This is a genomic window from Komagataeibacter melaceti (assembly GCF_003403295.1).
Taxonomy (GTDB): domain Bacteria; phylum Pseudomonadota; class Alphaproteobacteria; order Acetobacterales; family Acetobacteraceae; genus Komagataeibacter; species Komagataeibacter melaceti.
In genome coordinates this window covers 11,826-34,502 of the sequence record NZ_QUWV01000104.1, presented here as the reverse complement: position 1 = coordinate 34,502, position 22,677 = coordinate 11,826, and the positions used below count along the sequence as shown (strand labels likewise).

At 57.3% G+C, this 22,677-nt stretch carries 19 protein-coding genes and 3 pseudogenes; 6 read left to right on the top strand and 16 right to left on the bottom strand.

Annotated features, from left to right (window positions below):
• Nucleotides 1-298: 298 nt before the first annotated feature.
• From DY926_RS11970 to betC, 5 genes are all read right to left on the bottom strand, one after another.
• On the bottom strand, nucleotides 299-625 hold the full coding sequence (locus DY926_RS11970) for an HNH endonuclease (RefSeq protein ID WP_116703586.1): 327 nt from the start codon (nucleotides 623-625) through the stop codon (nucleotides 299-301).
• Nucleotides 626-667: 42 nt separating this feature from the next.
• Nucleotides 668-1,446, bottom strand: a protein-coding gene (locus DY926_RS11965) for an IS5 family transposase (protein WP_408886058.1) whose coding sequence is annotated in 2 segments (ribosomal slippage) — nucleotides 668-1,092 and nucleotides 1,092-1,446 — 780 coding nt in all. Because the reading frame shifts where the segments join, the coding sequence is not laid out codon by codon here.
• A 46-nt stretch (nucleotides 1,447-1,492) separates the two neighbouring features.
• Nucleotides 1,493-2,656 carry an MFS transporter gene (locus tag DY926_RS11960; RefSeq protein ID WP_206609048.1) on the bottom strand — a complete coding sequence of 388 codons (1,164 nt, stop codon included), beginning with the start codon at nucleotides 2,654-2,656 and terminating at the stop codon, nucleotides 1,493-1,495.
• Complete coding sequence (locus DY926_RS11955; protein WP_116703585.1) at nucleotides 2,653-5,055, bottom strand: TonB-dependent receptor; 2,403 nt, start codon at nucleotides 5,053-5,055, stop codon at nucleotides 2,653-2,655. The genes DY926_RS11960 and DY926_RS11955 overlap by 4 nt, the downstream gene beginning before the upstream one ends.
• Before the next feature lie 10 nt (nucleotides 5,056-5,065).
• On the bottom strand, nucleotides 5,066-6,598 hold the full coding sequence (betC, locus tag DY926_RS11950) for a choline-sulfatase (RefSeq protein WP_116703583.1): 1,533 nt from the start codon (nucleotides 6,596-6,598) through the stop codon (nucleotides 5,066-5,068).
• A gap of 148 nt (nucleotides 6,599-6,746) precedes the next feature.
• On the opposite strand from betC, the gene DY926_RS11945 reads away from it, so the two are divergent.
• Both DY926_RS11945 and istB read left to right on the top strand, forming a co-directional pair.
• Nucleotides 6,747-7,646 (top strand): LysR substrate-binding domain-containing protein, encoded by a 900-nt coding sequence (locus tag DY926_RS11945; RefSeq protein WP_158551982.1) that lies wholly within the window; start codon nucleotides 6,747-6,749, stop codon nucleotides 7,644-7,646.
• Nucleotides 7,647-7,769: 123 nt separating this feature from the next.
• Nucleotides 7,770-8,474 (top strand): annotated as a pseudogene (gene istB / locus DY926_RS11940) (IS21-like element helper ATPase IstB); the annotation flags it as partial.
• 15 nt (nucleotides 8,475-8,489) lie between these two features.
• Here istB and DY926_RS11935 read toward each other — a convergent pair.
• From DY926_RS11935 to DY926_RS11915, 5 genes and pseudogenes are all read right to left on the bottom strand, one after another.
• Nucleotides 8,490-8,783 (bottom strand): annotated as a pseudogene (locus tag DY926_RS11935) (aldo/keto reductase); the annotation flags it as partial.
• 48 nt (nucleotides 8,784-8,831) lie between these two features.
• Complete coding sequence (gene bdcA, locus DY926_RS11930) at nucleotides 8,832-9,545, bottom strand: SDR family oxidoreductase (RefSeq protein WP_116703580.1); 714 nt, start codon at nucleotides 9,543-9,545, stop codon at nucleotides 8,832-8,834.
• Nucleotides 9,542-9,994, bottom strand: coding sequence for an SRPBCC family protein (locus DY926_RS11925; protein ID WP_116703579.1), 453 nt, complete (start codon nucleotides 9,992-9,994; stop codon nucleotides 9,542-9,544). Before DY926_RS11925 ends, bdcA begins: the two co-directional genes overlap by 4 nt.
• A gap of 31 nt (nucleotides 9,995-10,025) precedes the next feature.
• On the bottom strand, nucleotides 10,026-10,787 hold the full coding sequence (locus tag DY926_RS11920; RefSeq protein ID WP_116703578.1) for an SDR family NAD(P)-dependent oxidoreductase: 762 nt from the start codon (nucleotides 10,785-10,787) through the stop codon (nucleotides 10,026-10,028).
• A 144-nt stretch (nucleotides 10,788-10,931) separates the two neighbouring features.
• A complete protein-coding gene (locus tag DY926_RS11915; protein WP_116703577.1) occupies nucleotides 10,932-11,579 on the bottom strand; it encodes a TetR/AcrR family transcriptional regulator in 648 nt (215 codons plus the stop codon).
• Between the two features lie 105 nt (nucleotides 11,580-11,684).
• On the opposite strand from DY926_RS11915, the gene DY926_RS11910 reads away from it, so the two are divergent.
• Together DY926_RS11910 and DY926_RS11905 are read left to right on the top strand one after the other, a co-directional pair.
• Complete coding sequence (locus DY926_RS11910; protein WP_116703576.1) at nucleotides 11,685-12,893, top strand: MFS transporter; 1,209 nt, start codon at nucleotides 11,685-11,687, stop codon at nucleotides 12,891-12,893.
• 271 nt (nucleotides 12,894-13,164) lie between these two features.
• Complete coding sequence (locus tag DY926_RS11905) at nucleotides 13,165-13,629, top strand: nuclear transport factor 2 family protein (protein ID WP_116703575.1); 465 nt, start codon at nucleotides 13,165-13,167, stop codon at nucleotides 13,627-13,629.
• A gap of 40 nt (nucleotides 13,630-13,669) precedes the next feature.
• On the opposite strand, the gene DY926_RS11900 is transcribed toward DY926_RS11905, so the two are convergent.
• Entirely contained in the window at nucleotides 13,670-14,416 is a 747-nt protein-coding gene (locus DY926_RS11900) for an SDR family oxidoreductase (RefSeq protein ID WP_116703574.1), read from the bottom strand.
• Nucleotides 14,417-14,569: 153 nt separating this feature from the next.
• Between DY926_RS11900 and DY926_RS11895 the strand changes: the two are divergent.
• Nucleotides 14,570-15,474 (top strand): annotated as a pseudogene (locus tag DY926_RS11895) (helix-turn-helix domain-containing protein).
• Nucleotides 15,475-15,680: 206 nt separating this feature from the next.
• Here DY926_RS11895 and DY926_RS11890 read toward each other — a convergent pair.
• A complete protein-coding gene (locus DY926_RS11890; RefSeq protein WP_116703573.1) occupies nucleotides 15,681-16,721 on the bottom strand; it encodes an AbrB family transcriptional regulator in 1,041 nt (346 codons plus the stop codon).
• Between the two features lie 51 nt (nucleotides 16,722-16,772).
• Nucleotides 16,773-17,342, bottom strand: coding sequence for a hydrolase (locus DY926_RS11885; protein ID WP_116703572.1), 570 nt, complete (start codon nucleotides 17,340-17,342; stop codon nucleotides 16,773-16,775).
• Nucleotides 17,343-17,458: 116 nt separating this feature from the next.
• Between DY926_RS11885 and DY926_RS11880 the strand changes: the two genes are divergently transcribed.
• On the top strand, nucleotides 17,459-18,064 hold the full coding sequence (locus DY926_RS11880; protein WP_116703571.1) for a TetR/AcrR family transcriptional regulator: 606 nt from the start codon (nucleotides 17,459-17,461) through the stop codon (nucleotides 18,062-18,064).
• A gap of 159 nt (nucleotides 18,065-18,223) precedes the next feature.
• Here DY926_RS11880 and DY926_RS11875 read toward each other — a convergent pair whose 3' ends face one another.
• The 3 genes from DY926_RS11875 to DY926_RS11865 all read right to left on the bottom strand — a co-directional run bounded on the left by DY926_RS11875 (nucleotide 18,224) and on the right by DY926_RS11865 (nucleotide 22,071).
• On the bottom strand, nucleotides 18,224-19,117 hold the full coding sequence (locus DY926_RS11875; RefSeq protein ID WP_116703570.1) for an alpha/beta fold hydrolase: 894 nt from the start codon (nucleotides 19,115-19,117) through the stop codon (nucleotides 18,224-18,226).
• Nucleotides 19,118-19,668: 551 nt separating this feature from the next.
• The gene (locus DY926_RS11870) at nucleotides 19,669-20,703 is read right to left on the bottom strand and encodes a ParB/RepB/Spo0J family partition protein (protein ID WP_116703569.1); all 1,035 of its coding nucleotides are present in this window, start codon (nucleotides 20,701-20,703) and stop codon (nucleotides 19,669-19,671) included.
• Nucleotides 20,704-20,868: 165 nt separating this feature from the next.
• The gene (locus tag DY926_RS11865; protein WP_116703568.1) at nucleotides 20,869-22,071 is read right to left on the bottom strand and encodes an AAA family ATPase; all 1,203 of its coding nucleotides are present in this window, start codon (nucleotides 22,069-22,071) and stop codon (nucleotides 20,869-20,871) included.
• Between the last annotated feature and the right edge of the window lie 606 nt (nucleotides 22,072-22,677).

Genomic DNA, 22,677 nt, shown 5'->3' with positions numbered 1-22,677 from the left:
TCAGTTCCCCACGGATCGCCTCCAGCGCAACCCGTGACTTGAACTCTGCCGCATACCTCTTCCGCGTAACCTTGCCCATAAAACCCGTTCTCTCTCAGGTCGGATTATAGCTTATTGCCCTGTCCGAAAAATGGGGACCACCTCTCCTGGTCGAAAACCTGTGGGCAAGGCTCAAGGAGTGGGGGCTGTCGCGCCCCGATATGAAAAGACAGCCGCGTCCTTTCTTTCCGTCATCCTCATCGCTGCTACAGCAGACGACATCAAGGCCTAACAAGTCCTAGTAGTCGAGCCCTCCTCATTAGCCTTTAAAAATTGCCTCTCTGTGCAGCGCTAGGTAAGTCGCCTGTGCATTCGTAAATGCGCCGACGTTAATAATGTTATCCAAGCCCCAAGCCGACCAAACTTCAGGCGGTAGCATGGCTGATTTCAGTAACGTTCCATCATTGGCAAAGCTAATCAGACCACGGTCAAACAATCGATCAACATGTGGCGACAACAGCAGGCCATTGCAGCCATCCAGTTTTTCCTGATCAGTGCAGTCACGCCAGGGTTTAATATGACTGGCAATCAGAAAACGTGGATCTGATACACCAGTTATACGACACTGTCTTTCGTTCAGTCGCACATTGGCCTTAAACACTCCTTGCCCGCGGCGGGCTAGGGCCTGTTAGGCCTTGATATAGTCTGCTGTAGCCGCGATGAGGATGACAGAGAGGAAAGATGCGGCTGTTTTTTCGTATCGGGTCGCGACAGCCCGCCACTCCTTGAGCCTTGCCCAAAGATTTTCGACCAGATGCCTGTGTCTGTAAGCCCATTTGGGACAGGCGACTTCTGGATCATTCTTCCTTGGCGGGATAACAGGACGAGATCCCCGGTCCCAGAGATATTCACGGAATTTATGCGAGGCATATCCGCGATCACAAACAACATAGGCCGGTGGGTGTGGCAGGTCGTCGAGCAGGGCATAAGCGGATGGCAGTTCATGTGCCTGTCCGGGCGACAGTGTGAAGGACAATGCCTTGCCATGTCCATCCGCAGCTACACAGACCTTGGTGCCAAAGCCTCCACGTGAGCGGCCAAGCGCCTCACGGTCTCTGCAGCGTTCACTGTATCCCCTTTTTTGGCGGCCCCGGCCGCCTTGTGATGGGCACGGATCGTCGTGCCATCGAGAAAGACCATGCCCAATGCCGGCTCCGAGCCTCTGACCTTTTCAAAGAGGCGCTGCCACACACCAAGCTTCGACCAGCGAATAAACAACTGTGCGGCAATCCACCAGGGACCAAACTCAGGCGGAAGGGCGCGCCATTTCGCGCCATTCTGATGGCGCCAGAAAATCGCGGAGATCGTCCGTCGAAGGTTTTTCGGTGGGGTCTTGCCCTTCGGACGGACTTCCTCGATCAAAGGCTCCCAGACGGACCAGGCGGCATCAGAAAAGACAGACTGCATCATGCTCATCATAAACAGCTATGCAGTCCGTTCTGTTATTCAAGACCTAACAGGCCCTAAAATAAAGACCGACAACCAGCAGGGTGCTGACCAGACAGTTGCCCATGCCCAGCAGCCCAACGCCAAGGAAATGCCCATTGCGTCCAAGCAACCCGGAAAGCGGGGTCACACTGGCCTGTGATATCATCCACGCCCCACTGCACAGGGTCGCCAGCCTGCCGGTCGGGTCCATGCGGCAAGCGATGCCGATCAGATTGGGATAGATGAAAAACCACAGTGCATAATTAAGCAGGAACGCCGTGCAGAAGGCGGGAATGCTCCACGGAACGGCCTGCGCGACACAAGCCAGCGCGGTTAGGAGGACGGCGGGTGCCAGCAAACGGAAGGCTGCCCTACCATCCCCCAACAGCGAGCCTGCGATACACATTGCAAGACCACCTATATTAGCAACCGCTGCAAGCCAGCCAAACGCCGTATTCGTCAATCCAGCCAGATGCCCCACATGGGCGGAAAATGGCCATATAGCCAGACTGCCACTGGTATAGAAAACAACGGCGGCAATAATGAACCGGGGATGAACACAAGACCGTTCGCCTGACCGGGTTATGGACACACGATGAGACCGGGGTATGCTCGATCGAGAGGTCGTAAACCCCATAAGGGGTAGGAGGAAGACGACCAGCAGCGCCAGAAAGCCGAATACCCCTGCCCTGCCCCCGAGTGCCGCCGCCTGCGGCAGAAGCAGGCTGGCGATGGTGAACACCACGGTCTGCACGATCATGACCAGCGACAACCTGCGTGCGGGCGCATGAGACCGGGCTGAGCCGATATTGACCACAGCATTCAGCATACCCAGTCCCATCCCGGCCAGTAGGCGCAGTGCCAGTAGTATACCATAGCTGGCCACAATGGCAGAAGCACCTTGAGCCACGACGACCATGATACCTGCCACCAGCGCCACCCGGCGCAGGTGTAGACCCGCAGCCCATGGCGAGATACCGAACATGGCCCCGGCATAGGCCAGCATTTCGACCGTGCTCCAAATTCCTGCCTGAAAAGTGTTGAGGTGCAGGTCGGTCATGAGCGCACTGACCGCGAACGGTCCAAGCGAGTTCATGCTATGGGCCGCGCAGTCAGCAGCGCTGATACCCACCCATTCCCATCGTCCGGCAGTCCCCGCTGGTGCGTGGAGTTCGTTGGTACTGGTCATAGGGAACGGAAGACCTCAAAGCCAAAGCTGCGCAGTTCACCGGGATAGCGGCTGATATTGCCGTTGAAAAATTCCCCAAATGCATTGGTATAAGTCAACTGATTGGTAATATTATGCATCCAGAAAGCCACTTCCGTCTTCTTGTCCAGCGAATGCCAGGCTACGCGCACATTGCCCATAAGGACCGGTTTCTGTGAAAAAGCGTTGCGGACAAGAGCCTGCGCCTGCGCGGATGAAAGCAGCGCACCCGGTGTGGTGGGCGTGGCGTCCGACCATGCCTGAAAACGGTAACGGCTGGTGTAACGCCAGTCTGTCTGGAAGGCGAAGTCACCGAATGAGACGGGCAATGTGTAACTAAGCAGCAGGTTGGCGGTGACACGCGGCGCGCGCTCCAGCGGTTGTCCGGACAGATTGACCGGATTGCCGCCATTGAACGGCGTGGGCGCGCTGGCATTGGTAAAGCTGGTGTAATGGGCGTCCTGATAGGTTACACCAAATGTCGCGAGAAAATTATCTAGCGGTCGCACCTGCCCCTCGAACTCGAAGCCGTTGGATACGGCGCTGGCGGCATTGGTGGTGTGCGTACCGGTATTCTGCAAGATCGTGACCTGCATGTTGTCGTAGTCGTAATGGAAGCCGCTCAGGTTGATCTGGGCGCGTCCTTTCCACAGCCGGGCTTTGACTCCACCTTCGTAATCTGTCAGCGTTTCCGGGTTATACAGGCTAAAATCAGACGCCGTGGCAACATAGGTATTGTAATTGCCAGTACGGAACCCCCGCGCATAGCGGAGATAGCCCATGATGTTGCTGTTGAAGCGGTATTTAAGGCTGGCGTCCTCGCTGTCCCTGTTGAACGTCTTTTTCAGCGTCGGACCGCTGATGGCGCTGCCTGTCGCGGGATCGATATAGGTGTTCGTGTTGGTGTTGATGTAGGTCAGCACCCGGTCGGATGTATTATAGGGGCTGCCAGCCTGCGTCGCATAGGCCCACGCCTCGCCATTGGCCTGACGGGTTTCCGATGTGAAACGCGCGCCGACATCCAGCGTCAGCCGGGGCATCAGGTCAACCGAAATAGCGGAAAATACGGCTGCATCCTGTGTGTTGATATTGAAACTGGACGCGTTGCCGCCCGCGCCAAAATCAACCGGGCTGTAGAGTGGCTGCTGGCTGTAGGACTGGGTCAGGTTGCGCATGTAATAGACACCGCCGATGTAGCGTATCTTTTTGCTCTGGGGCGATGCGACGCGGATTTCATTGCTCAGCACACGCGCGACGCCGCCGATGTTTTCCTGATAGTCGATCGGGGCAGGACTAGCATCATCGTCGGAAAAGACATTAAAGTGATTCCATTCCAGCCCGAAAATATCCGTCAGTGTCCAGCCATGGGCAAAGGCGTACTGCGCATTGACCGACAGACCCGACCGGCGCGTTGTCGCGTCACTCCGGCCATTGTTCTGCAGGTTGCGGGCCGATGTCTGGGCATAGCCCTGATCATCCTTTCCCCCGGCCAGCAGGCCCACATGGTCCAGTTCCACATCGGTCTTGTTGCGCCCGATATGACCTTTGACGAGTATGCTCAGATTATCTGTGGGCTTGGCCAGTATCTCGCCACGCATGTCGTAATACTGGTAACCGTTGGCATCTTCCTTCCGGTAACTATCATGGTATTGGCCGGAAAAATCCTGGTTGGTGATGGCAAAGCGCGCCATCAGGCGATCCTTGACAATAGGGCCGCCAATCGCCCCTTCCTCCCCCAGCCGCCCATAATTGCCAGCCGTGCCCCGCACGTAGCCGTCCAGATGATTGGTGGGTCGTTTAGTATAGTAATTGACGGTGCCCGCTGTGGTATTCTTGCCCTGCAATGTGCCCTGCGGTCCACGGAATACCTCGACATGGTCCAGATCATAGATCGGTACCCCCTGCGAGGCCCCACTGTCCAAAAACACGTCATCTTCCGACACGCCGACCGCCGTGGTCATGTTGGCCGAGAAGTCATTCGTGCCGATACCGCGCAGACGGTAGCGCGGATTGGCGGAGCCCGATGTGGTTTCGGCCATAAGCCCCGGTACGTCATGGGCCAGGGTCAGGGCATCCCGCACGCCCGTAGTCTGCAACGTGTTGCCAGACAGGGCGACGATGGAGGCAGGAATGGTGCTTGATCGCTGGGTCCGCCGCGTGGAACGGACGGTTATTTCCTCCACGCCACCTGCGTCTTTCCTTGCAGGTCTGCCGCTGGCCATCATCGTTCCGGGAGCATGGCGCGACGATTTTGCCCGTTTTGAGGCGGGTTGGGTATCGGTCAGGTCTGCCGCAAAGGATGCACAGACGCAGGGTAGCGTGCCAGCCGAAAGGACGAAGACGAATGTTGTCACGTACGACAGGGTGGGAATACGGTTCATGGCGAATGTCTCACCGGACACTGGGAGGATAAAGCCGCGCTTCAGCCTCAAGCGTTTCCAGAGGCTTGTGATTGCGGATGTATGCGTTGTGGGCATTGGGCGGGGGCTGGTAGTCCCAGTGGGTACAGGTCCCCATCGCCAGCGAGCGGCTGACCAGTTGCCGCCGTTGCTGGCTGGCAATGACATCGCGGGTAATGCGGGCATAATCCCATTTCTTATGCGTTTCTTCCCTGAAGGCCGCCAGTATGGCTGCCGCAGCAGTGCTGCCATTCAAATTGCGGGTTTCATCCGGATCATCGTTCAGGTCGAAAAGCTGGTCGGGTTCGCCGGGGGTATGGATGAACTTCCATTGCGCGCGGCGAATCATGCTCACGGGCGCTGTCGTGCCTTCCCCGCAATATTCGCCAAACACGCCATCATGGCCGCCTAATCCATTCAGATGGGGAACAAGGCTGCGGCCATCGGTGCGGGGTGCAGGTGGCACTCCCGCCAGTGTGCACAGCGTCTCCCCCACATCCACCAGCGAGACTGCATCGCGTACAATGCGAGGACGAAAAAAATCCAAGCCACTGAATATCAGCGGCACGCGCGACGCCCCTTCATGAAAGGACATCTTGTACCACAGACCGTGCTCGCCCAGCATTTCACCATGATCACTGGTGAATACAATCACCGTGTCGCGGTCCAGCCCCGTTTCCTGCAGCACCGCGCGCAGCCGTCCTACCTGATGATCGATATACGAAATTGCGCCGAAATAGGCCCGCCGCGCACGCAGGGCTGCCTGTGGCGTCGCGGGGTCGGCCGTAATGCCGCACGCCTCACGTATGCGGATAACGGCGGGATGAGGATCCTGTGCCAGATCTACCTGGGGCGACGGAATGGGGACACCAGCATACCGGTCCCACCATTCCTGCCCGATATTGAATGGGTCATGTGGATGGGTGAAGGAGACCAGCATACAGAACGGACGCCCATCGCGCGTGCGAGCCAAATCATACAGCTTACGGCGGGTGGCGAAGGCGACTTCCTCGTCATAATCGATCTGGTTGCTGCGTACGACCGGACCGGCCTGATGAACTGAATCCATGGAATGGTACCAGTCCGGCCGGATTTCCGGGTGCAGCCAGTCAGGCACCCAGCTGAAATCGGCAGGGTAGATATCGGTTGTCAGGCGTTCCTCAAACCCGTGCAACTGGTCCGGCCCGACAAAATGCATCTTGCCCGAAAGGATCGTCCGGTACCCTGCAAGTCGTAGCCGGTGGCCGAATGTCGGAGTATCGGCGTGCCATTCACAGGCATTGTCATACACGCCGCTTATGGTGGGCAGGAGGCCGCTCATGAACGCCGCCCGCGACGGACCACATAACGGGCTGTTGGTATAAGCGTTACCAAACACCACGCCCTGCCCTGCCAAATCCGTCAGGTTGGGGACGATGACGGGCGATGGATCGCGACCGCCCAGAACTGCGGGAAGCAGCGCTGCCGTCAGCTGATCTGCCAGCACCACAAGGAAATTGGGACGGTTGGACTGCTGCTCGAGCATGAGTCTCTATCTCACGAATATACAACGTATTACGATAGTGGATTGTGGATGAAATTAATATGCATCATTTAATGTGGTTTGTGATGTCATTTTGTTCTTATGGGTGGTATAATTAATAATTATGACAGGATACATAGTTGATTATCTAATGGGTAATGCGCGGGTGCTCGAAGCGGCGGGCCGTCTAGGCAGTTTCAGCGCTGCTGCGGCCGAACTGGGCATGACCCAGCCCGCCGTCAGCCAGCAGATTGGCCATATCGAACGTGTCGTTGGTATGCCGCTGTTCATGCGCAGGCATCGCGGGGTTGCGCTGAATGAGGTTGGCCGCACGCTGGTTGCCGCGGCGTCGGAAGCACGGGCCACCATCAGGACTGCGCTAGAACAGGCTACGGCCGTTAGCCGGGATAGAGTCCTGAATGTGCTGACAGATTATGGTTTTGCCGCCAACTGGCTGATTTCCCGCCTGCCGGATTTTGAAAAAATCTGTCCGGGCATAAAAATCCAGATCCTGACAACCCAAGCGCTACAGGCCCAGCCCCCCTTAGGGATAACGGCGGATGTCTCCATCCTGTTTGAGGCTGCCGTCCGTAAATCAGGCGAAAACCGCATTACGCTGTTTGAGGAGGAAGTCTATCCTGTATGCAGTCCCGCGTACGCGCGCACCCATGGTCCCTTTACGACACTGGCTGATCTGGGACGTGCACATCTTCTACACCTGAATGGACATGAGAACCTGTGGTTTACATGGACGGACTGGTTTGCCCGGATGGACCCGGACCCGTCAGTGCGGGGCAGCCAGCAGACGGCACGTTTCCGGGCTTTTGGCAACTATCCCCTGCTGCTGCAGTCTGCCATGCAAGGGGAAGGCATCGCGCTGGGGTGGCGGCCGCTGGTTGATACCTGTCTGGAAAGCGGCGTGCTGGTCAAAGTCTGGCAGAAACCACTCAGAAGCCGCCGGGGCTATGTGCTAACGGCCCACACACCGCGTAGCAGTCAGGCTGAGCTGTTCTGTGACTGGCTTGTCAACCTCAGCCGCATGAGTATCTGACCAGAATGTCCGACAAGAACCTGTCCAGGACTGATGGAATAGTCCAGCTCGGCTTCTTCCAGAAACTGAACTACCCTGGGTTTACCGGAGCATAAACCTTATGGCCGAGAAGAAGAAAATATCGCGTTACTGGCCGAACGCGAAGTGCGCTCCATCGCCTACCAGACAAAGACCGCCCGGTTCCCTGCCTATAAGGACCTGTCCGGGTTCTCCTTTGCCAATACGCAGGTCAACGAGCCCATGGTCCGCCAGCTCCATAGCGGGGACTTCATCGAGCGTGCTGAGAATGTCGTGCTGATCGGCGGTCCGGGAACCGGGAAAACCCACCTGGCGACCGCGCTGCCCATCCAGGCGATCACCCATCACCGCAAGAAGGCGCGCTTCTGGTCAACGGTCGACTTGGTCAATGCGCTCGAACAGGAAAAGACCGCCAACCGGGCCAGGCAGATTGCCGACAGGCTACTCCGCCTGGATCTCGTGATCCGTGATGAACTCGGTTATCTCCCCATCAGCGCGTCTGGCGGCGCCCTGCTGTTCGATCTGCTCAGCCGCCTCTACGAGCGCACCAGTGTCATCATCACAACCAATCTGGGCTTCAGTGAATGGGAAGACGTCTTTGGTGACCCAAAAATGACGACGGCGCTCCTCGATCGGCTAACCCATCACTGTCATATCAGCGAGACAGGAAATAACAGCTACAGGTTCCGCGCCAGCACTGCCGCGTCAAAAAACAGAAAGGACAGATCTTCTTCCCACCAGACGGAGCCGGATGATGACAGAGTCCCTGTGCATTGCTGCAATCAGTCCCCTTCGCCAGCGCCTGCTTGATGACATGGCGGTGCGGCGGTTCAGACCACCCTTGGTCGCGATCACGAGGCCCTTGCGGTACGGGTGCAGCGCTTCCCTGATCAGCCATTCCGAGACATCGGGACCGTAGGAATCCGCCGTATCGATGAAGTTGACGCCGAGTTCGGGAAGCCGCCGCAACGTGCGAATGGCCTCATCATGATCGGTGGGCGGCCCCCATATGCCCGGGCCTGTGATGCGCATCGCACCGAAGCCAAGCCGATGAACGGCGAGATCGCCGCCGATCGTGAAAGTGCCCGCATTGGCGGCATGAGCGGATGAATGGGTCATGGTCCTCATTCCTTTTTTCCAGCGAATGGGTGGAGATCAGTCATTCCGTCAGGCTGCGAAGCCACCATCGATATTGTATGCAGCCCCCGTGATGATGCCGGCCTCTGGCCCGGCAAGATACGCGACCAGCCCCGCGATCTCCGCGCCCGTGGCATGGCGCTTGATCGCCATGAAGTCGTGCATCACGTCCTTCAGCGGCCCATCAGCGGGGTTCATGTCGGTATCGGTGGGGCCAGGCTGGACAACGTTGACGGTAATATTGCGCGCGCCGAAATCGCGCGCCAGTCCCTTGACCATGCCTTTCAGTGCCGCCTTGCTGGCGCTGTAGGCTGCAAGCCCACTCATCGGCATACGATCTGCATTGGCTGAGCCGATGAAGATGATGCGGCCGCCGTCGGGCATGGTCCGTGCGGCAGCAACCGCCGCGTGATAAGGCGCGTGCATATTGATGCGGAAAAGCCGGTCGATGGCATCCGGCGGCATGTCCAGCGGGTCACCCGCGCCGAGAATTCCGGAATTGACGACCAGCACGTCCAAGGGGCCGAGCGAGGCGATCAGCGCGATGAGGGCATCCCGGTCGCCGCTGTCGGCGCGCAGGACTTTGCCTCCGGTCTCGGCCGCCAGGGCGTGAGCGTCGTCAGGGGAGGACAGATACGTGAAAATGACTTTCGCACCATCCGTTGCGAAGCGACGCACGATGGCGGCGCCAATCCCACGACTGCCGCCCAGCACGAGAACGGATTTACCATGAAAGCTGGTCATGACCGCGTTTTCCTCAACGCCAGAATTTCCGCCAGTCTGTCGAATGCTGGCTGGTAGATGTGTGTCGGCATCCGGGCCTCCATGCTGGCTGCGTGTTCGGCAGCCGCTTCAAACTGACCGCGCCACCGGATAAACGTGCGATCGCCATCCGTTATGGCCAGAAGCGTGATGGTCGAGCGGTAGTTCCGGATCGGCAGAGCCGATTCAATGATCGAGAACGTTACCGCATGATCCACGTCCGACAGCGCCAGAAGCTGTTCACGGATCATACCGACATCGCCCATTTCAACACAGCGGATCGCGCCGACACGATCATCGGGATCATCGCCTTCGATTACGCAGCTTTTCACGCCCGGCAACCAGTTTCCAAGGGCACCGAAATCACGGATCAGCCCCCAAACGGACGAAACGGGTGCATTGATGACGCTGCTGGCCATAACGTTAATCATGCGGACTCCCCCTGCCCTTTTCTGTATGGGATCAAAGCGACTGGCCGCCCGTCACCTCAATGCGCTGGCCATTTACCCAGTGCATGTCGTCAGACAGGAGGGCACGGACCGCGGCCCCGATGTCGTCGGGCTGGCCGACACGCCCCAACGGCGTGATTTCTGCGAGGCTTTTGTTGACCGCGGCATCGTCACGGACCAGACCGCCACCAAAGTCCGATGCGACCGCGCCAGGGGCGATGGCATTGACCGTAATGCCCCGTGCGCCCAGTTCCTTTGCCATATAGAGCGAGATGACTTCGGTTGCGCCCTTCATGGCCGCGTAAGGAGCATGATCCGGCAGGTAGAAGCGCGTCGCGGCAGAGGTGATGTTGAGAATGCGCCCGCCATCACGGATCAGGGGCAGAAGGGCTACCGTCAGCAGGTACGGGCCCTTGAAGTGGATGTTGTACTGATTGTCGAGCTGTTCGGATGTTGCGGCATCAAAGCGGGTGTGGATGATGTTGCCGGCGTTCTGGACAACATAATTCAGTTCCTGCTGCCCGAACTCGTTTGCGAGAAGAGCTTTGACCTGAACTGCAAAGTCCGTGAACGACGCATGGTTCGCGATGTCCAACTGCAGCATGCGCAGCTTTGCGTCCTTGTGGCTGAGGGCAGTTTCAGCAGCCTTCGCCTCATCTGCATTGGCGTGATACGTGCCGATCACGTTGATACCCGCGGCCGTCAGATGCCTGGAAATACTGTATCCGATGCCGCGATTGGCACCCGTGACGAGGGCTATTTTTGATGTGCTCATGATCGGATTCCCTGAAGAGGCATGGCGTCGGGTTCCGCAGACACCATTTCCATATCGACCGATCCATAATAGAGACACAAAGTAGCGTCAAGGATTTGTGGACCGACCGATATAGAATGTTCGATCCGGATCGTCTCGCCGCTGTCAGTCCGTCGACTTTTTCTCAGGCCGCTTTGCTGTTCCCCGTTTCACCGCGTTGATATCCCACAACGTCAGCAGCGACGTAACGGCCGCATCCAGAGTGTCCGGACGCATCCCGTCCCGGGCTTCGCATGTCATGCCGTGGAAAAAAGTCGTGAGAATATCGGGCAGGGCATCGGTCGCCGGGGATGCGTTCAATTCACCATTGGCGATGGCGCGCTCCACACAGGCCCTGATGCCGGTGCGCGTGCGCTGTCGTTCCGCCGCAAGAAGCGCCTGAACGGGTTCGTTTTCAGGTGAGCAGTTACTGGCACCGCACACGACCAGGCACCCGGCCGGATGAGTGCGGGCCGCCTGCATATGCGCTGAGCTGCGCAGCGTCCGTTCGATGGCCTCGCGCGGCGACAGGCTTTCATCCCATAACGGTGCCATCACCTGCCCGTATGTGGCCAGATAACGCTGCACGACTTCGCGAAACAGGGCCTCCTTCGAGCCGAACGCGGCATAGAAACTCGCAGGCGAGATATTGCCCATGCAGGACTTGAGCTGCGTCAGGGAGGTCGGCTCATACCCCTGCGCCCAGAAAAGCGCCGTGGCGGCGTCAATCGCCCTGTCGCGGTCAAACTCACGGGGACGCCCGGTCCGCGCCATGTCATCGTTCCTTCCGAAAGACTTCCATATTAAGTGATCCATAAGTGATTGCCAAGGCTGCGGCTGCCCTATATGTGTATCAAACGATCCATATATGAGCGCCCCATGAACCCGACCATCACAGTGCCCACGCAAAAAACCGATGCACACCTTCCGATTGCCGGCCTGCTCGCGCTGGCCATGACCGGTTTCATCTGCATCATGACCGAAACCCTTCCGGCGGGTCTGCTGCCTCAGATCGGTGCGGGCCTGCATATTTCCCCGGCGCTCGCCGGGCAGATGGTGACGGCCTATGCCATAGGCTCGCTGAGTGCGGCGATCCCGCTCACACTCGCCACGCAGCGATGGCGGCGCCGGAAGGTCCTGCTGCTGGCGATCATAGGTTTCGTGGTGTTCAATTCCATCACCGCGTTTTCGACGCATTACGGCATGATCCTTGTCGCTCGGTATGGAGCAGGTGCGGCGGCGGGCCTCGCCTGGGCGTTGCTGGCCGGCTATGCGCGCCGGATGGTGACGCGCGCCCAGCAGGGCCGTGCCCTGGCGATTGCCATGGTGGGCACGCCGATCGCGCTCTCGCTGGGGGTTCCCGCCGGGACATGGCTGGGCGCTGCCGTCGGTTGGCGCCTGGCTTTCTGGATCATGTCGGGCCTGACCGTGCTGCTGATCGCATGGGTGCTGGCGAAGGTTCCTGACTTTCCGGGTGCCGCGCATGATGAGCGTCTGCCGTTCCGTCATGTTTTATACACGCCCGGCGTGCGGTCGGTTCTGGGCGTGGTGATGGCATGGATGCTCGCGCACAATGTGCTCTACACCTACATCGTGCCGTTCATAACGCCGGCCGGGCTGGCGGGACAGGCAGATCGCATCCTGCTGCTGTTCGGGGTCTCTGCCTTTGTCGGCATCTGGCTGACTAGCCGCACGGTTGATCACGCCCTGCGCCTGTCCGTCCTGCTCAGCCTCGCCATATTCGCGGTCGTGGCCGCGGCTTTTGCCATCGGATCAGCATCGCCTGCAGTCATCATGATTGGGGTGACGATATGGGGGCTGACATTTGGGGGCGCCGCGACGTTGCTCCAGACGGCACTGGCCGATGCAGCCGGAGATGGCGCGGATGTCGCGCTGTCGATGAATGTGGTGGCGTGGAACAGTGCCATAGCCGGTGGCGGCCTTCTGGGCGGCGTGCTGCTCAACACATGGGGGGCGGCATCATTTCCCTGGGCGGTGATGGGGCTTGTCGCTGCCGGCTTCCTGATTGCATGGCAGGCCCGGTCCCATGGGTTTCGACCCGGCCACCGGCTCGGGCATGGGAGCTAAGGATGCAATGGGGGCGTCAAAGGCGTCCTTCTACCCTGTGTAGGGCTATCGCTTTCACCATCGCTTTTAACCCTGCTCAACCACGCGTCCTGCAATTCTGAAGGCTGTGGCGGAACCCGCGCCCCATCAGGCATCTGGAAATCCGGATAAAGGACAAAAGTAATGGATCTGGTCATGCCCTGAAACGAGGGATGACTGTCATTTCGTCAGTGTCGTGAAGGAAACACAATGCTGCGACAACCATGACTTCTACACCACACGGAGTTTATTCATGTCACGACCGCCATTCCCACCTTTTGATATTGAAAGTGCGACACGCAAGGTCCGGCTTGCCGAAGATGCCTGGAATTCCCGGAACCCTGAACAAGTGGCGCAGGCCTATACAGTGGATAGCCAGTGGCGCAACCGGGTGGAATTCATCCATGGGCGCGATGAGATCGTGGCCTTCCTGACACGCAAATGGAACGGGGAGCACGAATACCGCCTGATCAAGGAACTCTGGGGTTTCCGCAATAACCGCATGGCTGTCCGCTTTGCCTATGAATGGCATGATGATGCGGGTCGGTGGTTCCGGTCCTATGGCAATGAATTGTGGGAATTCGATACTGCCGGGCTTATGCGCCGCCGGTTCGCATCAATCAATGACCTGCCGATAGAGGCCGCAGACCGACTGTTTCACTGGCCGCAGGGACGACGCCCGGACGATCATCCGGGGCTTTCCAATCTTGCGCTTTAGCGTCGTAAAAGACAGCGCGTTCCAGAGCAGGATTTTATACTCACCATCCCTGTTCGGTGGGCAGAACGAACAGTTCCGCGACATCCATCCGGGATGGTGATTTCAGTGCAAACAGGATCGTATCGGCAATGTCCTCGCCTTCCAGATAGGTCATGGAGGCCGCCAGATCGTCCATCTGCTTGCGGTAGGTGGGGTCGGTAATCTGCTCGTACAGTTCCGACTTCACCGCACCCGGCTGGATGCAGGTGACGCGGATATTGTGCTTTGGCCCGATCTCCATCCTGAGTCCGTCGGAAAACGCCGCGACAGCAGCCTTTGTGGCGCAATAGACGGCCAGGCCGGGAAAGACTTTCCGGCCCGCAATCGAGGACATGTTGAAGATATGACCCGAATGCTGTGCGATCATCTGCGCAAGAACCGCCGCCGTCGCGTTGAGGACACCCGAAACATTTACGTCCACCATTCGCTGCCATTCGTCCACTTTCAGGCTGTCAATGTTGGACAGGGGCATCAGGCCCGCATTGTTGACCAGCACATCAATCCTGCCGAATTGGGCAATGAGGGCATCTGCCGCAGCCTTGCATGACGTCAGATCCGTAACATCGGTTGGAAGGGCAACGGCTTTGCCGCCTACCCCGGTGATTTCCGTCACCAGTGCGTCCAGACGGTCCTTGCGCCGTGCTGCCAGACCGACAATAACGCCTTCTATCGCAAGTTTGCGTGCTGTTGCCGCGCCTATCCCGCTGGAGGCTCCGGTAACAAGGGCAACTTTACCTTTGGTACTCATGATAATCTTTACCTATTCCGTTTAAAAAAGAACGAGAAAACAGGTAAAGACCCAGGCAGATGGTTTCTGTCGTCCTCTTGCTAAAACCATTGTGATTTTGCGTTTTTGTGAGTTGGACTGGACAATTCACGGCACGCCTGAAAGGGAAACCGGATGCCGCACCCGCATCGTTCTTCGCTGCATGCCGCCAGTTACGCCCTCGAGGACCGTATTCCGGGCCGGAAGATCGGGCAAAGCCGGGGAGAGGCATGGAAAGAGGCCGAGGCGCAGATATTCCGTCGACCGCAATACGAACATGAATTACTGGTCCCGGCCGTGGCCGAACCTTTGTTGGTCTGGATCATCTCGGGAAAAGCTCAGATCGAGGAACGCGAACTGACAGGTGAATGGACGAAAAGTGAGGTCGGATCCGGATCATTCTTCCTGACACAGACCAATGCACCTTACCTCATGCGCTGGCAGGCTGGTCCGGACCGTCCGTTTGAAGTCCTGCATCTTTATCTGGGCCTTACTCTGGTGCCCGATCGTTAGGGCTTAATCCATCACGGCTTTCCATGCGCGACATTTCCGGTGGTCAGGACGCATTCATCTCTGGCGTTCTAACAGGCCTGACGGCCGAGATCCAGACGACTCATTCGGCCAGTTCTCTATTTGTGAATGGACTTCTGGAAAGTCTGACCGTCCATCTTCTGCGTCATTATGCCCATACACAGCCTTCGCCCACGTCCAGACCCGCACAACTGCCAGCGTGGAAGCTACGTAAGGCGCTGGATCATATGGAGGCCCATCTCGCCGAACCGTTCGACCTCGATTTTCTGGCCGGGTTGTGCGGGATGAGCCGGTTTCATTTCAGCCGGTCATTCCACAACACCATGGGGCAAAGCCCGTCACGCTGGTTTATCCGGCGGCGTGTGGACCATGCGAAGGAGCTTCTGTCACAGACCAACAGGTCCATCATCGAGATCGCCCTGACCAGTGGCTACGAGAGTGCGAGCCATTTTGCACAGATGTTTCGCAGGGAAACCGGCATCAGCCCACGCGATTACAGGAAGCTATGACATCATCAGAACGGATATGGCCGTCAAACGGGGATACGGCGAAAGAATACGCCGCGCGCCAGACACGCGGGGTAAATGACTGCACCCTGATGGCCAGATCGCTGCTCCCGCCATCGACCAAAATTGTCGTCAAGCCTCAGCGCCAGCGGGTTTGTAAGGGCGGAATCTGTTGCATCGGCCTTCAGCAAGCCCCTCCTCCTTTTCGCCTATTTCCCGTGTATTTCTTGCGACACATCGCGCTGCCCTTTTCCCGATGATCTGCGGGACAGAAAACGCGCCAGAGCTGGCCCAGTGACCAGAACGCAGAAAAACCGGGCGACCTGCATGGCGATGACGAAAGGCATGTCCACTTTCGTAGTCGAGGCGATAATGGAGACGGAATCAGCCCCGCCAGGACTGGTTGCAAGATAAGCCGTCAGCAGATCCACATGCGCCAGCCGGGCAAGTATCAATGCAAAGCCGCCACACACCGCAATCAGCGCGAGGATGGAACCCAGCACACGTGGAAAGACACGTCCGGCATAAGCCAGCACATCTGGCGTAAACCGCATGCCGATGCCCCACCCGACTAAGGCATAGGCCGCGACCAACAGAAGATGCGGCTGTTCGATCGGCAGATGGGCGCCAAGCCTTGCAGTCATCCCGATCCCCATGGGCACCAGCAGTCCACCGGCCGGCACGCGCAGACGGGTACCCAGGGCGCTGCCTGCCAGTGCGGTCACAAGCGCCAGTAAAATCCCCTGCCATGAGAGGGTCTGTGCCACGACCAGCGGGGCGGACGGCGTTCCGGCCACGCGCGCAATAACAGCCGCAATGACGGCGCAGCAGGCCACGCGCAGATATTGCATGAAGGCGACGAGCCGCATATCCGCCCCGTATGATTCCGCCATCAGGGTCATGACCGTGGCCGCACCGGGTGACGAACCCCAGATCGCAGTATTGCCGGGTAGCAGGCGCGAACGTGTCAGCAGCCAGCCGAGAAGGGCAGCCGCAGACAGGGTAGAAAACGTACCGGCGACAAAGACCGGCCAGCTGGCTGCCATTTCGTGAAAGATCGAGGCTGAAAGATAGCTGGCGATCATGACCCCGACCACGCCCTGTGCGCCGAGAAAGGCCCAGCGGGGAATACAGACCGCGTCGCCCCGTGTGGCCAGTACGACCGCCGCCCCCAGTGGTCCCAGCAGCGGCGCGGCCGGCAGGCGTAAGACGGTCAGAAGCATACCAAAAACCAGCGAAAGCAGCGCCATTACGCCCCATCGCCCGGTCAGCAGCCACGCTGATGGCCCTACCCTCACCGCTTAACCGCCAAACACGATTGTATCGGAAGGCAGCACACGTGCAATCCGAGGGAGGATCGAGCGGATGGAGACATCATGAAGGTCTGCTGACAGGCTGGTGCAGAGATCCTCAGCGATGACAATATGGTAGCCAAGTTCCCAGCCGTGCCGTGCGGTGGATTCAACCCCGAAATTCGTAGCAATACCGCCCAGCACGACCGTCCGGATGCCCCGCCTGCGAAGCTGAAGGTCCAGTTCCGTGCCTGTAAATGCCCCCCACTGATGTTTGGTGATGACGATATCGCCGGGTGCTGCCAGCCCATCCGCCAGGTGCGCCCAATCCGCTGGCAGGCCGCCTTCCGGCGGGCTTAAGGGCTGGTCGGCGGGACCGGGCGGCGCGTCGGCAAAGTCGGGCGCAAACGCAACCCGAACCAGGACGACCGTAGCACCTTCATCCCGGAAGCGGGCAGCAAGCGATTTACCGCTCTCCAGCACCTGCGACGATGGCCGCGGGGCGGTTGGCAGGGCAAGTATGCCATTCTGCAGGTCAATGAGGACAAGGGCGGTGGTTCGCGGGTCAAATCTGTTCACGGATCGGCGCCTTCCGGGATCTGGATACATGGTCGGGTCAAACATCGACCGGCAATGGAAAATCGGTTATGCGAGGACTGTCTCGCATAAAAGAAAGTTGAGGGTACCCTCGCATTATGTCAAGCCCGCCCCGTTCATCACCACTCGCGCCCAAGCGGCAGCGCGGACGCGACCGCGTTGAAGCGATCCTCGCAGCCGCAACAACGGTCTTTGGCGAGAAGTCATACGAGGCGGCGACCATGACCGAGATCGCTGCCCGCGCCAGCACAGCAATCGGTTCGCTCTACCGTTTTTTTCCGACCAAGGACGTGCTGGCCGCCGCAGTGCTCGAACGCTACGGCGCGCGGCTCCTGCATGCCCTGGATGAGTTGGTCGACCGCGATCCGCCGCTGTCGCCACGTGACGCGGCGCAAGGACTGCTGGATATCATCCAGCGTCTGCGGACGGAACGCTCAGTCGTCCTTTCCCTGCTCGACAGCGGGGTTACCCTGCCAGATGGGACAGGAACGCTCCGCAAGGCACTGATCGGGCGCATGAGCCAGTTGTTGGCACGGCTGGGTGGTTCTCCGGGTCTACATGACGAACGGGCCGTGATGCTGCTGCATCTGGTCAAGGCAATCTTTGCCCTGCCACAGGATCATTCGGTCCCCCGCCCGGCACAGGACAAGGAAGCCGTTACGGTGCTGCGGCTCTATCTGGAACATGCGGTCGCCTCCCCCTGATCCGGGTCAGAGGTCGCTCCGTAACCTCTGAATCCGCACACAGCCGATCGATATCTTCAGCAATCGCGTCATCTGGATTGAACGGGTCTGCTTTTCAAAGCATAACTGACTATAATGCGGTGAAAATCGAGCTTTGACTCTCCAACTGTTTCGCGAAGGTCAGAGAAACGCATCAAGCCGATGCAGCAGTTCTGCCGGTGCTTCTTCCTGCGGACTATGACCACAGTCGATCGCGTATCCCCGCACGTCCACTGCTTTTTCGCGCCATGTCTCGACAACATCATATAGCGCGCCCACGGTGCCGCGTGCGCCCCACAGAGCCAGTAATGGGACCTCAATCCGCTTGTCTGCATCAGTCGCATCATGGACTAGATCGATGCCTGCCGCAGCGCGGTAGTCTTCGCATGCTGCATGACGCATTGCCGGGTCGGCGTAGCATCGACGATATTCGACCATGACACGCGGATCGACCGATCCTGGTATCTTGATCTGTCCTGCAATGTGGCTTTCGAGAAAAAAGTCCGGATCTCCACTGATCAGCCTTTCAGGCAGGGGGGCGGGCTGGATCAGAAAAAACCACCAGAAATAGCGTCGGGCGAATTCCATATTGGTCCGGGCATACATCGTTGCTGTCGGTACGATATCGACCAGCACCAGTTTTTCCACCGACTGCGGTGCATCCAGCGCCATGCGGTGCGCCACCCGTCCGCCCCGGTCATGCCCGACAACCATGAACCGTTCAAATCCAAGCTGGTGCATGACGCCAACCTGATCATCCGCCATGGCCCGCTTGGAATAGTTGGCGTGATCCATTCCACCTTCAGGCTTGGCGCTATCACCATAACCCCGCAGATCTGGGGCCACTATGGTAAAACGTTTCGCCAGTGCGGGTGCCGCCTTGTGCCAGGTCAGATGCATCTGCGGATGACCATGCAGCAGGAGCAGCGGCGGTCCGTTTCCGCCGGTAGCAGTGCGGATCCGCACGCCATTCACCTCGATATCCCGCCAGCTAAAGCCCGGCAATAAACCGGGGAATTTCCTGATTGCGATCATGCTTTCACCTGCATTCGTCCAGTGGACACACAGCAAAAAAGCAGAATATCAGGAAACCAGTGTTTCCCCTGATGAAGACCTGTTGATGACCGATCCGCAGACGACGCAATGACTTTCGAAGCCGCAGGCACCTCAGGCTATGCCTCGAGAACGCGGCTGATATCGTCATGGGCCACTGTGCCCATTAACTACTAATCAGTCCAATGAGTAGTCGGCCTACCAAAAACAAAAAGGACGGTCAGCAAAAAATACTCTAACCAGCAATGATTGCAGAACCGTTGGTATGGCGATGACATCACGTTTACAGTCATCAGGTACACAAGCAAGACCGTCCTATCGACACGCAGTGCCCCCATGAGCTACATGCCCAGCCTGCTTGTTTTGAAATCGCTTAGTCCTCTCAAACGCGCCCCAGCACGTATTTCGGACACAAGGCACATACACTCGTGCAATGGTGACCCAGCATTACCACTCAGACCCAGCACCGATAATTCACGCAGAAACAAATCTGATACGCTGACTGCTGCAGGTTACGCATCCTAAGCAAAAGTTCATTCTTGAACGGGCCAGTAGCGATCCGTCAGCAGTTTAACTGCCTCCTCCATCTCTTCGCGAGAACGTAGCTCCGCCAGCATGAAAGTGACCTGCAAACGCTTAGGCGACTTCGCATCTATTTTTACAATCTCTTTGCCATCCGTATCGCGAGTGATAGCAACGGCGCCACGTTTAGGCGAGCGCACGCTGCCGCGACGTAGATGTCCCAGTTCCGTTGCTACCGCATTCTCGAGTTCGCGAGCCACCGCGGCAGGTTCCACAAGGTAGTTCTGATCTTTGCTTCGCAACGCAGCAATACGTTCAGCAGCCTCGTAGACCACTTCGCGTGATGCACTTTCTTTAATAAGGGGCTTTATCTGCATCACATGCTTAAGCCGAATATCATGCGGGCTAACAAATGCCCGAGTGACTGCTTCAGGCAATCTAGCAAGGTCGAGGTACCGGCTTAACCATGCTTCAGAGACGTTCAACCGATCTGCCATCGTTTTTTGGCGACCATGATAGTACCGATCAAGACCCAACAAGTAATCCTTTGCACGCTCGTAATCGGTAAGATCCTCACGCGCCCTATTTTCTAGGTCCGCAATACGGAAGGCTTCCTCGTCCTCCATTTCACGAGGCTCAACAAGGAACTTAATGTCACGATAATTATTGGCGTTAAGCCACGAAACAGACCAATGCCGGCGTGCACCACAGATCACTTCAAAATCAAAATCTGGGTTGTTGGTCAATCGCCGAACGATGGCCGGAACCTCTTGGCGTCCCTGCGCACGAATGCTTTCGATAAGTTCGCGACAGTTTTCATAAGACAACGCGGCGTAATCACGATTATGACCCTCCCACATTTTGCATCGTGCAGGGTCAATAAACTCGTGAGTACGAGTAACAACTTTACCGCTAGCAACTTCTGCTAATCGGTTAGTACGATCATTAATGATTGACCGATTTGGACGAGACTGGCCTTGTCTACCGGTTACGCCTGAAATTGCAGCTGTTAACCCGTCCGCAAAAGCCCTGTTTTTCCCCGACATTTATCCCTCCTTTTTCACATTACTCGACCTGCAAAAAGTTCGAATAATGCTTTGAAAATGCGTGCTTCGCTTCTCGCTCCGCCACCAGTCCAAAATTGCAACGTTGCAATTTTCAGAAATTGACGATTTGCGAGAGTTCAATGAACCGCCACCTCCACGAAAAAATTACACCAGTCCTTCCCTGCGAAGCCGCTCCTGATGACTAGGCCACATTCCCCGAATATCCGTTTCAAGCTCCTTACAAACTGCGTTCAGATAGGTAAGGCAGCGATCACGAACCGACTTGCTTGTGATCGCTCCTTGCTGTTCGTACACAGTCATGAGTCGAGCTGTGGCATTGTCGATTTCAGCAGAATTTTTCAGAGGGGCTCTAACTAGATGATGGCCGAAAATAGCCTGCATCAGCTTGATAAGTTCCTTGTGAATCGATTTGTTCTCTTCAACCCGAGAAGCCACGAATTTGAGAAACTCTAGAGAAGGAGCCCTGTCAAACTGCGCTAGCGTCCGCAATGTCTCCTCCAGCATCGACAGGAAGGCCGTCGTTGACGAAAAGTCCATAATTGTCGGGGGCACCGGAACGACCAATGCATTTGCTGCCCTCAGCACAGAAAGCGAGATTGCTCCCAAGGCAGGAGGAGGATCCATAATTATAACGTCAAAATTTGGCGCTATAGATGCCAGCCCTACCGACAACCGATCCACAAGCCCAGGCTCGCCCTGAGCCATCCGCGCGGCGATTTCATACTCAGATTGAAACAGCCGAAGATTAGACGGTATCAGATATAGACCATCGAAATGCGTAGGTTTGAGCGCGTAGCTCAGTGACGAACGTTCATCGTGCCGCAAAAACGGATAAAGCGTCTCATCCTCAGTAAGGTCTAAATCTGGCACGTAACCAAAGAGCGTTGTTGCTGACGCTTGGCTGTCACAATCGATCAGCGCCACGCGATAGCCTTGGATCGCGAGATATTGCGCAAGGTGAACAGCAACCGTTGATTTCCCGACACCGCCTTTAAAGTTTTGAACAGCTATGATTGCCGGCGGGTCGCCTGGATCACGCCACGGACGCGTGCCAAAGATCCCGCGCATGTCGTTGACCTGTTCAAGCGTATATCCCACACGCCTGTTATTGGCTCCCCGTTCAGGTTTGGGCAGACGACCATCCTTTTCTGCGTCGCGTATGGCTGCAGGCGTCCGGCCTACGAGTTCTGCAGCCTGGCCAATCTGAAATGTCGGTTCTCGTCGCTCGCCGGCTCGCGCGGCAACAGCGCTTTCCCTCAAATTCTCCAGAACTGCCGCGGCTTTATCCGCCAGCCCTTCAACCATTTGGAGACTCGTATATCCGGCTTGCTCGAGATCAGCTGTCATAAATCTTTCTTTCGATAAACGTCCGGCGCACACTAACTTTCGATTTCTGATGGATAATATCTATCTTTTCGAAAGTCGAGACTTAACTCGATAGCCATTCCCTTTTTTTAATGCCGGCAAAGCGCGACGATCATGTGCCGTATTAGGCAGCGAACATAAAAACCGAAAAGATGAGTGTCCTGACCTCTTGGGGGAGCATATGATAAGATGTACGAGGTATCCTGACCTTATGGGGGATCCCAATCGGCGCACGTCGCTATCCTGACTTCTTGGGGGGGCAAGCTACAAATGCTTACCCTGACCTCGTGGGGGATATTTGTCCCTGCATCAATAAGAACAGCGGAACACTGAATTCCCCCCCTAGCCGAATGCAGTAGCTTCCAGTCGAGCATCTCGGTGGCGCTGCCAAAATAAGCAACCACATCAGGCCTTCAGTTACCCAGTCACTTTCGCTTTAATCTTTAGTGAGCTTTTTTTTTCGAAATTTTCTTTGCCACATATTAGAGATTGCAACATTGCAATTTGGGACAAATGCGTTCAGTTGCCTCAGGGACATCGGCATAGTGCTGCGAGCTGGGTTACCCATACCGTCGCTTACTGCCGACC

What these genes read in the sequence shown, in the direction of transcription:
- DY926_RS11960 (WP_206609048.1), bottom strand. Translation starts at nt 2,656, where the DNA reads ATGACCAGTACCAACGAACTCCACGCACCAGCGGGGACTGCCGGACGA.
- DY926_RS11955 (WP_116703585.1), bottom strand. Translation starts at nt 5,055, where the DNA reads ATGAACCGTATTCCCACCCTGTCGTACGTGACAACATTCGTCTTCGTC.
- betC (WP_116703583.1), bottom strand. Translation starts at nt 6,598, where the DNA reads ATGCTCGAGCAGCAGTCCAACCGTCCCAATTTCCTTGTGGTGCTGGCA.
- DY926_RS11945 (WP_158551982.1), top strand. Translation starts at nt 6,747, where the DNA reads ATGGGTAATGCGCGGGTGCTCGAAGCGGCGGGCCGTCTAGGCAGTTTC.
- bdcA (WP_116703580.1), bottom strand. Translation starts at nt 9,545, where the DNA reads ATGACCAGCTTTCATGGTAAATCCGTTCTCGTGCTGGGCGGCAGTCGT.
- DY926_RS11925 (WP_116703579.1), bottom strand. Translation starts at nt 9,994, where the DNA reads ATGATTAACGTTATGGCCAGCAGCGTCATCAATGCACCCGTTTCGTCC.
- DY926_RS11920 (WP_116703578.1), bottom strand. Translation starts at nt 10,787, where the DNA reads ATGAGCACATCAAAAATAGCCCTCGTCACGGGTGCCAATCGCGGCATC.
- DY926_RS11915 (WP_116703577.1), bottom strand. Translation starts at nt 11,579, where the DNA reads ATGGCGCGGACCGGGCGTCCCCGTGAGTTTGACCGCGACAGGGCGATT.
- DY926_RS11910 (WP_116703576.1), top strand. Translation starts at nt 11,685, where the DNA reads ATGAACCCGACCATCACAGTGCCCACGCAAAAAACCGATGCACACCTT.
- DY926_RS11905 (WP_116703575.1), top strand. Translation starts at nt 13,165, where the DNA reads ATGTCACGACCGCCATTCCCACCTTTTGATATTGAAAGTGCGACACGC.
- DY926_RS11900 (WP_116703574.1), bottom strand. Translation starts at nt 14,416, where the DNA reads ATGAGTACCAAAGGTAAAGTTGCCCTTGTTACCGGAGCCTCCAGCGGG.
- DY926_RS11890 (WP_116703573.1), bottom strand. Translation starts at nt 16,721, where the DNA reads ATGGCGCTGCTTTCGCTGGTTTTTGGTATGCTTCTGACCGTCTTACGC.
- DY926_RS11880 (WP_116703571.1), top strand. Translation starts at nt 17,459, where the DNA reads ATGTCAAGCCCGCCCCGTTCATCACCACTCGCGCCCAAGCGGCAGCGC.
- DY926_RS11875 (WP_116703570.1), bottom strand. Translation starts at nt 19,117, where the DNA reads ATGATCGCAATCAGGAAATTCCCCGGTTTATTGCCGGGCTTTAGCTGG.
- DY926_RS11870 (WP_116703569.1), bottom strand. Translation starts at nt 20,703, where the DNA reads ATGTCGGGGAAAAACAGGGCTTTTGCGGACGGGTTAACAGCTGCAATT.
- DY926_RS11865 (WP_116703568.1), bottom strand. Translation starts at nt 22,071, where the DNA reads ATGACAGCTGATCTCGAGCAAGCCGGATATACGAGTCTCCAAATGGTT.